At 71.8% G+C, this 3,252-nt stretch carries 3 protein-coding genes; all 3 read right to left on the bottom strand.

Annotated elements, in window-relative coordinates; all coding sequences use genetic code 11:
• A partial coding sequence (gene ccmI / locus CH341_RS29890) for a c-type cytochrome biogenesis protein CcmI (protein WP_111423065.1) occupies window positions 1-1,153 on the bottom strand: 1,153 nt, incomplete at its 3' end.
• Window positions 1,154-1,404: 251 nt separating this feature from the next.
• Complete coding sequence (locus CH341_RS29885) at window positions 1,405-2,757, bottom strand: hypothetical protein (protein WP_146604681.1); 1,353 nt, start codon at window positions 2,755-2,757, stop codon at window positions 1,405-1,407.
• A 195-nt stretch (window positions 2,758-2,952) separates the two neighbouring features.
• On the bottom strand, window positions 2,953-3,252 hold a 300-nt coding region (locus tag CH341_RS29880), incomplete at its 5' end, for an RT0821/Lpp0805 family surface protein (protein WP_245431318.1).

The raw sequence follows: 3,252 nt of genomic DNA, 5'->3' as shown, positions 1-3,252 counted from the left end.
CCACGGCCGGCCCCGGCGTGCCGGCCGAAGCACCGGCATCGAGCCGGAACGGCTTCGCCTCGGCCTCCAGGCGCACCAGCTTGTCGGGCGTATCGGCCAGCGCGCGGCGCGCGTCGGCGAGCGCCGCCCGGGCCTTGTCGGGCTCGCGCATCACCATATGGGAGCGGATCAGCCGCAGCCAGCCGTCGACGTCGGAGCCGTCCTTCTGCAGGCGGGCGGCGAGCTGGTCGACCATGCCGCGGACCATCGCCTTCTGGTCGTCGGTCAGCGCCTGCGGCACGTCGGCCGCCACCGCGCCCGGCGCGGTCCCGTCGAGCCCGGCCAGCGCCGTCTTCACGAAGCCGGCCCAGGGCGCGTCGGGCGGCGCCCGCGAGAGCAGGTCCTGCCAGATCGCCCGGGCCTCGTCGGTCTTGCCGGCCTGGCGGGCCGCGAGGCCGAGATAATAGGTCGCCGAGACATGGGCGCGGTCGAGCTCGAGGGCGCGCTCGAACTGCGCCCTGGCGGCCGGCGTGACGACGCCGCCGGCCTGACCGGTGAGCGCCTCGCCGAGATCGGCGACCCGGTCGCCGGTCTCGCCCTGAAGCCGGATGACGTTGCGGTAGGCCTTCACGGCGTCGTCGAAGCGCTCCAGCCGCATGTAGGCGGGCGCCAGCACGGCCCAGCCGCGACCGTCCTCCGGATTGCTGCGCAGATGCGCCTCGACCCGCGGCACCATGGCGGACATGGCGGCGTTCTGGTCGGTGTCGGGCGCTTGCCCGGCCTGCATGCGGGCGAGCCGCTCGGCGAGCGGCTGGGCGGGTAATTCCGGCGACCCCGTCGCCAGGTAATAGCCGAGCCCGGCGAGCGGCAGCGCCACCAGGACGAGAGCCGCGGCCTTGCGGACGACCGGGCTCTTGGACAGCGGCGTCTCGACCGGGGCCGCGGCGTGCTCGGCCGCCGCGATCAGCCGGCGCGACACCTCGACGCGGGCCGCCTCGGCCTCGGCCGGACCGATCGCACCGGTCGAGAGGTCGCGCTCGATCTCGTCGAGCTGGTCGCGATAGACGGCGACGTCGTCGCCGCTACGCCCGGGTCCGGAGCGGCGAAGCAACGGCCACAGCGCCGCGCCGAGCGCCACCGCCGTCATCAACGCGAGCAGGAAGGACAACATCATGGCGAGACCCTAGCCAACAGCCTCGTCATTGACCATGACGTCCCCGGTCGCAACCTTGGGAAATGTCAAAGGCTCGTGACGGTGCCGGTCGCTGGATAGGGCCGATCGGAGAGGAAATTGTGGCTGGACGGGCGGGTCCGTGGACCGGCGGCGCAAGGCGGCCACGGGTCGGCGCTGTCACGGTGGCATGACACCGGAGCCGACCGATGGGCGGGAACGCGGGAGAGAGACGGCGAGCGCGGCGGGACAGATCAGGCCTTGGCGGTCTTGGCCTTGCGCTCGCTGTTGACGGCGACGTCGGCGGCCCGGGCGAGCAGCACGGCGTACTCGTCGCCGAGGATCTTGGCACAGAAGCGCGTCGCCGCGTCCATCTGGGCCTTGCGGTAGGACAATTCGCCGGGCTCGCAGGCGCGCAGCACGTCGAGGATCGAGCGCGAGCCGTTGTCGAGCTGGCTCTGCAGGTCGGACAGCACCCGGAGCGTGATCTCGTTGAGGGCGAGCTCGCTCGCGAAGTTCTTGCAGGCCGAGAGGAAGCCCAGCAGCCCCTCGATCTCGGCGACCTCCGCGGCATCCACCGTGGCGCCGCGCGCAAGATGCTTGCCGGGCACGATGCGGATGATGCGGCGGACCCGGCCCGGAATGCTCTCCAGATCGGACTTGAAGGCGTCGGCGACCCCGGCCCGCACGGCGGCGAGCTGGCGGGCCGGCCCGGAGCCGGAGACCATGTTGATCTCGCTGCGCAGGCCACGGACCGCCTCGTGCACGTCCTTGAGGTGGTCGGCGGCGCGAACCATCTGGCCGCGACGGAAGTCGCGAACGAGGTCGCGCACGGTGCGCTCGGTCTCGGCCAGCACGATGGTGACGGCGAGGCCGTAGGCGCTCTCGGCGATGCGGTCCGCCTTGTCGGACTGCACGGCCCGGATCGCCACCCGCACGAGCTGCCAGGGCGCCGGCATGCGGTTCATGGCCATCACCAGGCCATAGCGGAACAGCGCCTTGTCGCGCGCCTGGGCGTGGTCGAGCACCGACACGATCTGGTCGAGCTGGTCGCCCGCGAAGGAGCGGATCTTGCTGGGCAGGCGCCCCGCCAGCGCCGCGATGGCGTCGCGGTTCTTGAGGATGGAGTAGAACTCGACGACGTCGGCCTGGGCGCGCGGCGTGCCGATCCGGAAGGCGATGCGGCGACGCGCCTTGTCGTCCTTGCCGGCGGCCTCGATGGTCTCGCCGAGCCGGCGGACGACGGCGTCCTGCAGGGCACGGGCGGCCTGCTCGGCCTTGGCCGGATCCTTGGCGGCGAGATTCCGGCCGACATCGGCCACGAAGGCGCGGGCCTCGTCGGGCGCGATCTCGCCCGTGATCCACTCCCACAGCGGCCCCAGGCAGGCGCGCGAGAGCCGGCCCTCGTGGCCGACCTCCGGCTCGTCCTCGACCAGGAAGGGCTCGATGGGCAGGAAGAACATGCGGGCCGGGTTGCCGGTCCGGTCCGGGACCGGATCGTCCTCCCGCTCGCGCAGGACCTCGCGCAGGTGATTGAGCAGCAGGTCGGGCGCCGGGAGGTGATCGTGGCCGTTCTGGATGCCACGCTCGACCTCGGCCATGAGCATGGCCCGTGCCTCCGGAGACAAGCCCCGGAGATACGCACGCAGCTTCTCGGAGGACAGCTCCTCGCCCGCCATTCACGCACCCTACAGACGGAATATCCTTCGTCCGGATATAGAAGCGTCGTCTGAAGAACGCGTTAAATCCGATGCAAACCTTGTCGTTTCGGCGTTTACCCGAGCCGCGGTCGCGTGCCGGTATCAGCCGACCGGAGTCCACGATCCGTCGGGATTTCGGCAGGCGGTGCCGCGGGCGGTCTGCGGAGTCCCGTCGATATAAATCGTGTGGGTGAATTGGCGGCAGTTGTGGCCGCCCTGGTCGTAGGCCGGGCCCGGAACGATGGTGCCGTAGCGGCCCGAATCGGGATTGCGCCAGCTCACCGGGGCGCCGGAGCGGCCGGTCTCCAGGGCCGCCATCTGGGCCTCGTAGGCGCGGCGGCGATCCTCGTCGTCCATGGCGGCGCCGATTCGGTTGCCGATCAGGCCGCCGAGCGCCGCCCC

The organism is Rhodoplanes roseus (assembly GCF_003258865.1).
GTDB lineage: Bacteria > Pseudomonadota > Alphaproteobacteria > Rhizobiales > Xanthobacteraceae > Rhodoplanes > Rhodoplanes roseus.
The sequence above is the reverse complement of the archived record's forward strand: the minus strand, read 5'-3'. Positions and strand labels throughout refer to the sequence as shown.

Bases quoted from the DNA above. Each gene is read 5' to 3' on its own strand.
- CH341_RS29885 (WP_146604681.1), bottom strand. From the start codon at position 2,757: ATGCTCATGGCCGAGGTCGAGCGTGGCATCCAGAACGGCCACGATCAC.